The organism is Halorubrum yunnanense, from assembly GCF_026586675.1.
Taxonomy (GTDB): domain Archaea; phylum Halobacteriota; class Halobacteria; order Halobacteriales; family Haloferacaceae; genus Halorubrum; species Halorubrum yunnanense.
The window spans coordinates 100,590-108,049 of the sequence record NZ_JAODIX010000031.1; the positions used below are offsets into that span (position 1 = coordinate 100,590).

Sequence of the window (7,460 nt, forward strand, 5' to 3'; positions counted from 1 at the left end):
CGGCGATCCGCGGCCAAAAGCGCGCCGATGCGTCCGCTGTTCCGTGGGATCGCCGCTCCCCCTCTCCGCCCCGACAACCGTCCCCACGCCGCCGATCGGCCGCAGGCCTTTTTACCAGCCCGACACGTCGACCGTCGCATGAGCACGGAGTCGGCCCTCGCAGACGGCGTCCGCGAGGCGCTCGCTATCGACCCCGACGAGTTCGCCGCGCGCGTCGAGGAGGAGGCGGAGATCGTCAAACAGGAGCTCCGCGACGGCTCCTTCGACAACCACCAGTCGATCGTCGGTTTCGAGTACGAGTTCTACGCGGTCGCCGACGGGCGCTGGAGCGAGGAGTCGCGGGCGGGCAAGTACGCGCTGATGCGCGTTCCCCGGCGGCTCCTGGAGCTGATGGGCTTCGAGAAGGAGCTCGGGCTCCACAACGCGGAGATGTCGACGAGCCCGCAGCCGCTCTCCGACCACGGGCTGCACGCGCAGCTCTCGGAGGTGCGGGCGCGGCTGGAGGCCGCGGAGAACACCGCGGGCGTCGAGGGGATGCGGCTCGTCTCCGACGGCCTCTGGACCATTCCCCCGACCGGGGAGACGGCCCGCGAGTACCTCACGGACTGCGTCGACGTTGATGGCGTCACCGTCGCGGTCAACATGAGCGACGCGGTCCGGTACCACGCGATGGCGAACACGGGCGACGACGAGCGCCTGGGGACGGCCGTCGAGGCGCCCGGGGTGTCGCTCGCGGCGGACACCGTGATGCCGGAGAGCCTCATCACTTCGATACAGCCGCACTACCAGGTCGCGCAGGCCCGGACGCTTCCGCGGCACTTCCGCTACGCGCTCCGAATCGCGGGCCCCCTGCTCGCGCTCGGCGTCAACTCCCCGTTCTTCCCGCCGGAGCTGTACGACGAGGGGTGGGACGGCGAGCGCGTCCTCGCCGAGGGCGCCGCGGGGAACCGGATCCACGTGTTCGAGTCGGTGCTTAACGCCCGGACCGACGACGACAAGGTGCGGTTCCCGCGCGACGTCCACGACGTCGAGACCGCGATCGACCGGATCGTCGCCGACGAGACGCTCATCCCGATGCCGGAGCCCGAGGGGACCGACCGCTTCGACGACGCGTTCGCGACGTTCCGGACGAAACACGGCAGCTACTGGCGGTGGGTCCGCCCCGTCTTCGAGGGGGCGAGCCGGTCGAGCGCGAACGCCCGGATCGAGTTCCGACCGATCGCGGCCCAACCCACCGTCCGCGACTCGATCGCCTTCCAGGCGGCGTTCGCCGGGCTGATGCAGTCGCTCCCCCAGCGCGACCACCCGGCCATCGGCCTCAGCTGGGAAACCGCCCGCGAGAACTTCTACGCCGCGGTCGCCGACGGGCTCGACGCCGACATCCAGTGGATCGACACCGACGGCGGGGCCACGACCGACACCGACGCGGTGTACGCCGACCTCCTTGACCACGCCGAGGCCGGGCTCCGGACCGCGGGCTGTCCGGAGGAGGAGGCGGCCTCGTGGCTCGCGCCGCTCCGGTGGCGCGTCGCGAACCGAACCACTCCCGCGAGCTGGAAGCGGGACCGCGTTCGCGCCCGCCTCGACGACGGCGACGACTTCGAGACCGCGGTCCGCGACACCCAGCGCGAGTACGTCGACCGGCAGTCCGAGACGCTCGTCGAGGGCGGCTTCTCCGCGTGGAAGGACAGCGGTGAGACGAAGTAGCGCTTATAAACGCTGACGGCTGCAGACCACGCCGACCCACCCGGCGCGCCCCGGCGAGCGGCCCGGAGGGCCGCGAGCCGACGGCGCGAGGGACGCGGTGAGCGCTCGAAGAGCGCGAACCGCGAGGCTGGGGAGGTGTGAGGTGAGGTCGCGGTGCGGTCGGGTGGGACTCAAAGGGGTATGCACGAGGAGCGCGGAGGCGACGCAAGCACCGCAGGAAGCGAGTGGAACGAGCGACTGAGGAGCGCAGCGAGCGTTCGCGCTCCTCGTGCCTGGGGCTTTGGAGGCGTTTGCCGTCGATCCGCGATCGATCATTTATAAACGGGCGCCCGTGGCTTCAGAGGTGTTCACCGTCGATTCCGAATTAACCTCTTATAAATAAGCGTCTGTGTCGCCAATCGAGCACAGCTCACGCTCACCGACTAGAAACGCGTATGAATGGCGGACAGGCGGGGTGGCCCGGCGTTCCGGCGCGGGGTATCCCGGTTGCCTTCTCCACCCCGCGACCCGACGAGCGACTGGCGTTCGGCGATGGGCTGCTCGCTTCCGCGCCTGACCCAATGTCACCGACGAACCGCGACGGACCGCTCCTGCGAGCGGGCGGCGCGGACCGCTGTCCCCGGCGGACGAGGCTTCCACGTTGGCTCTCGGGGCCCGCGCCGGTCAGACCGGACGCGCCCGCTGTTCGGTCCCCGCTAAAGACTACCTCGCGGGTGACGAGCGGGGCCTAACCGCCCGACCTAGTCCATCTGACGGTATTCGGGTCCGGCATAAGGGCCTTTCGTTCGGCGACCGCGAGGCCCCTCGTCCGCGGCGCCGGCAGCGGCCGTGGGACAGGGCGCGACTCCCGACCTACGGCAGGATCGCCTTGGCGTACCCCGCGGCGGAGAGCGGCACGGGGACCGACAGCGCGACGACGGCGCGCGCGTGCCACACCAGCCAGAGGTTGTCGCGGAACACGGGGCTCGGCTCGATCGCGACCGCCCAGCTCGCCGCGCTCAGGGTCGTCGCGGCTCCGAGCACGACCGCGACGCCGGCGAGCGTCCCCGGGTCGAGGTTCCCCTGTTCGACCGAAGCGATGACGACGGCGCTCAGCAGCGCGAACAGCGCGATCCCGGCGGCGCCGACGATCCCGGACGCGTAGTAGTCGGCGAGCTGTGTCGCGTACTCCGGCCCCGAGATGAGCGCGTACGGGGCGCCGAGCACGACGACGGTGGCGACGGCGGTGGCGATTCCCGCCCGGCGCGAGACGTCGCGGAGGTCCATACCTATCGGTCGGTCCGGGACCGCGGTAAAAGGACCGGATCGGCGGCGGGGGCGGCACCGCGCCGCCCGCACCCCCGCGCCGACCGCCGACCCCCGTACCGTTTTGAGTCGCCGGCGCGGAGTGGGGGACATGACCCTCGACGTCGACCCGCCGGAGCCGCCAGAGCTCGCCGCCGTGGACCCGAACGAGTACGAGCACGCCGAGGTCGCCGGCGGCGAGTACCGCCGCGACGACATCGAGGCGCTCCTCCGCGAGGGGGCGTGGGCGGAGGCGTTCGCGGAGTGGGCCGCCGGGAGCGAGATGGACGAGTCGGACTGGCAGATCGCCGTCGACCTCGGGCTCGTCTCCCGGTTCGACAATAACCAAACGACTCGTTTGTTATTCTAGTCGAAATCGGGAAGATCGTCTGGCGCTTCATATTCGCTCTCCCAGTCAATATACTCGTCCTTCAGTACATCACACACAGTTTGCCCTAGCTGGGTTAGTGCGGCGTTGATTCCCGAAGTGGTCCCCCAACTGTCTAAATCAGGGTGGTAATTCCGTTCCTTCCAGTCTTCCGGAATTCCGGGCGCGTGGTAGCCGACGCGCTCCGCAAAGCCATCCCAAAAAAAATCAAACTGCTGTATCATGTCCAAATCGGTCAGGATTTCAAATTCTCTCTCATCAAGATCCGTGCCGTCCGCCCACTCCGTGAACGCGTCTTCCCACGCACCCTGTCGAAGTAGTTCCTCTATCTCATCGCGTTTATAGTCCGTATCGCCCACTACATCGGCATCGTCATATTCATTAGGGTCCATCTCTTCAAGCTCGGGCCGATCGGGCGTCGGCACATCCAGCGTCATATTTCTATATGAACCGGCGGGGGCATAACTTCACTACATAGGGTGTCATAGAAGAGTTGCCACAATATTTATTTCGTGAGTTTACAGCCGAATCGGCCGATAGAATATACCTGCGAATCTTGCGCTCACGGTCTCGCATTCCGCAATTGATAAAACAACTCATGTATTTTAAATAGTATGCAAATTTTTCACACACCCTTAACCATCTCAGGGGACCTAAGTACGGTTCGCTGGGGGCTTTTTCTCATTTTCATCGGGATTGCGGTCAGTTGCTTCGTGGGTGCTGCGTACGGCTCACGGCTGCGGCGACGAGATACGCAGCTCGGGCTCAGAGCGGTCCTCCTTACCAACGGATTGTGGCTGGGGTTTCAAGCGCTCGGGCTGACTACCACCAGCGAGTCGCTTAGCAACGCGCTCTACATTGGGGGGCTCATTTGGGGACTCACGGGCGTGGGTGCATGGATGTATTTTATTTCAGCGTACACTGGTCGGTCATACCACCGCGACCGGCGTTACCGCGGACTCGCTGTCGGCACCTATCTCGGGCTCCTCATCGTTAAGCTCACGAACCCGCTGTACGGACTGTACGTCTCGACGGAGCTACAACAAAGCCCGTATCTACATCTCGTCGTTGAGCCGCAGCTGTTCTACTGGGTCTCGTTTTCTCTCACGTACGCACTTGTGGCACTCAGTTTCTATTGGCTACTCACGACGCTGCGTGAATCGGTGTTTCCAAGTGGAAGTCTCGGGGCGCTCGGAGTCCTCGCGCTGTCACCGATCATCCCGCGGTTGGCTGTCAGCACGCTGCCGACCGAGATACTACCGCCTATTATGCTGGGATTGAGCTTCGAACCGGTCGGTGTGACCGCGTTTCTCGCAGGAGTGTTAGTGTTCGTTGAGAGACCCTTCCGGCAGATCGAGCAGTCCGCTCGCTCGCGATTCTTCGAGAAAGCCGACGACGCGACGTTCGTGTACGACACTGGCGGCGAACTCGTCGAAACAAACACGCAGGGACGGGAGCTACAGTCAGCGACCGATACCGACCTTACGACTATCGAGGCGTTCGAGCGGGCGTTCAGTCCGGATACCGAGCTCGATGGTACGGATCCTGTCCCTGTGGAAGTTGACGGTTCCACCCGATACTTCGAGGTAATAACGAACCGAATGGCCACCGGAGCTGAACTTGTCGGGACGGTCGCAACCGTTCGAGACGTTACCGAGCGGCGAGCGCGAAAGCGCGCGCTCAATGAGCGGAAGAGAGAGCTCGAACTGAAAGAGCGAGCGATGGACGAGGCCACCGTTGGGATCACGATCAGCGACCCCGACCGCGAGGACAATCCGCTGATATACGCTAACGACGGGTTCGTCGAACAGACCGGCTACACCAAAGAGGAAACACTCGGACGGAACTGTCGATTTCTCCAAGGAGACGATAGAGATCAGGAGGCGCTTGACGAACTCCGTGAGTCGATTGCCGCCGACAAACCGGTGACCGTCAATCTGCGGAACTACCGCAAAAACGGCGAGCAGTTCTGGAACCGCCTGTCGGTGACGCCGGTGTACGATGACGGCGAATTGGTCAACCACATCGGTATCCAGCAGGACGTAACCGATGAAGTGCGCCGCAAACAGCGGTTGTATGAGGAACGCGAACAGTTCCGCCTGCTCACCGAAAGCGTCACCGAGTACGCCTTCATCGTCGTTGACGAGGACGGAACCGTTCAAACGTGGAATACCGGTGCCGAAGAGCTCTTTGGATACGACGCTGAGGCGGCGATCGGAATGCCGATGGCTGAACTTCATCCAGAGTCCGACCGCGAGTCCGGCCTTCCCAAGCGGTTGATACAACAGGCGCGTCTCGCCGGCGAGAGCGCCGACGAGGGGTGGCGAGTTCGCGCCGACGGGTCGGAGTTCTACGCCGACGTGCGGTACGCGCCGCTCGAATCCGACGACGGGGTGTTTCGCGGATATGCGGTGATTGTCCGAGATATGACCGAACGCCGCCGCCAACGGCGCCGAACCGAGCTATTCGTCGAAGAGTCCGAGGACGTCGTCACAGTCCTCGATCCCGACGGGACAATCACCTACACCAGCGGGTCGGTGACGCGGGTGTTCGGCTACGACCCCAACGCCCTCATTGGCGAGAATATCTTCGATTACGTTCATCCAGACGGACGCGAGCACGCGATGGAGGCGTTCTTTAGTTCCGTTGAGGAAACCGAAAGCGTCACCGCAGAGTGTCGATTCAAATCTCCGGACGGCGGGTGGTTCAACATCGAAAGTCGATACCGGAACATGCTTGACGACGACGCCATCGACGGAGTGATTGTCTATCTCAGGAACGTGACCGAAGCCAAAGACCGTGCTCGACGGTTCGAGAGCATTTTCAACCAGACGTTCCAGTTCACGGCCTTGTTGGACACCGACGGGACGGTCATTGAGGTCAACGACGCCGCCCTCGAGTTCGGCGGGTTCGAGCGCAGCGACGTCGTCGGGAACCCCTTTTATGAGGCCCAGTGGTGGACACACTCCGAGACAGTCTACGATCGGGTTCAGGACGCGATTAAGCGGGCCACAAGCGGGGATTTCGTCCGCTACGAAACGGAAGTGCGGGGCGCTAACGGCCTCGCGACGATCGACTTCTCGATAAAACCCGTGACAGATGAGGACGACGAGATTACGCTACTCGTTGCTGAGGGACGCAATATCACGGCCCAGCAGCGGTATGGTCGGCACTTGAACGTCATGCAGCGCGTGATGCGACACAACATGCGAAACGACTTGACAAAGGTCCGAGGCTGGACAGAGCTGATGAGCAGAGAGACGGACGCAGAAAAACGGGCGGAACAGTTCGAAACTGTCGAACCGATTCTCGACAAGTGGGAGAAGATGATGGAGAAGATGAAACAAATAAAACGAGTCCTCAATCTGGAAGGTGGTGGGGCAGCCACGACAGAGGCTGGCCCACTGATCGGAGAGGTTGTTAGTGAAATCCGAGAGGAACACGAGGACGCAACGATCTTGACTGAGACATCTAACGACGGGTCGGTGCAGCTACAGACGACGCTCGGAGAAGCTATCCGTGAGTTGGTAGAAAATGCCGTGAAGCTGAACGATAACACGACAGTCGAGATCGAACTCGTCGAGTTGGAAAACGAGTGGATTGAGGTCCGCGTGCGAGATGACGGCCCCGGCATGCCGGAGATGGAGGCGGATATCCTCGAAACGGGAGAAGAGACGCCGCTCAATCACGGCGGAGGGCTCGGTCTGTGGATGGTTCGAATGATCGTCACGCAAGCCGGCGGTGATGTGTCCGTAGCGACAACCGACGGGACGGAGGTTAAGTTGCGGGTGCCGGCGTAGTTGTCATCAGAGGCAATCTGCGTCAAATCGAATGAACGTTGGTTATGCGAGAACACGGTTGAGAGTGAAACGGTGGGAGGAATGTCTTCTCGGCACGCCGCCGAGGTTTAATTATTTGTGCTGATTGTAACTTCCACATATTTCACCAAATTTCTAACGGATATAAGGTAGATCATTATTCGTCGCGGTATATGTGTACCCTGTACTGAGCGGGCGGTGTTCAGATAAGGATTGAAAGGTGAGGCGGTGCGTTTTCAAAGTGTCTATGCCCGAAAACGACC

At 62.8% G+C, this 7,460-nt stretch carries 4 protein-coding genes, 1 other RNA gene and 1 pseudogene; 3 read left to right on the forward strand and 3 right to left on the reverse strand.

Annotated features, from left to right (window positions below; all coding sequences use genetic code 11):
- Positions 1-138 precede the first annotated feature (138 nt).
- Complete coding sequence (locus N5096_RS08800) at positions 139-1,707, forward strand: glutamate-cysteine ligase family protein (RefSeq protein WP_267664043.1); 1,569 nt, start codon at positions 139-141, stop codon at positions 1,705-1,707.
- A gap of 439 nt (positions 1,708-2,146) precedes the next feature.
- On the opposite strand, the gene ffs is transcribed toward N5096_RS08800, so the two are convergent.
- Positions 2,147-2,458, reverse strand: an RNA gene (gene ffs / locus N5096_RS08805) — signal recognition particle sRNA.
- Positions 2,459-2,559: 101 nt separating this feature from the next.
- On the reverse strand, positions 2,560-2,973 hold the full coding sequence (locus N5096_RS08810; protein ID WP_267664044.1) for a DUF7548 family protein: 414 nt from the start codon (positions 2,971-2,973) through the stop codon (positions 2,560-2,562).
- A gap of 130 nt (positions 2,974-3,103) precedes the next feature.
- Here N5096_RS08810 and N5096_RS08815 point away from each other — a divergent pair.
- Positions 3,104-3,331: pseudogene (locus N5096_RS08815) on the forward strand (DUF7992 family protein); the annotation flags it as partial.
- 26 nt (positions 3,332-3,357) lie between these two features.
- Here the strand turns inward: N5096_RS08815 and N5096_RS08820 are convergent.
- Entirely contained in the window at positions 3,358-3,816 is a 459-nt protein-coding gene (locus N5096_RS08820) for a DUF7992 family protein (protein ID WP_267664045.1), read from the reverse strand.
- A 177-nt stretch (positions 3,817-3,993) separates the two neighbouring features.
- On the opposite strand from N5096_RS08820, the gene N5096_RS08825 reads away from it, so the two are divergent.
- Positions 3,994-7,179 carry a PAS domain S-box protein gene (locus N5096_RS08825; protein ID WP_267664046.1) on the forward strand — a complete coding sequence of 1,062 codons (3,186 nt, stop codon included), beginning with the start codon at positions 3,994-3,996 and terminating at the stop codon, positions 7,177-7,179.
- Positions 7,180-7,460: the final 281 nt, after the last annotated feature.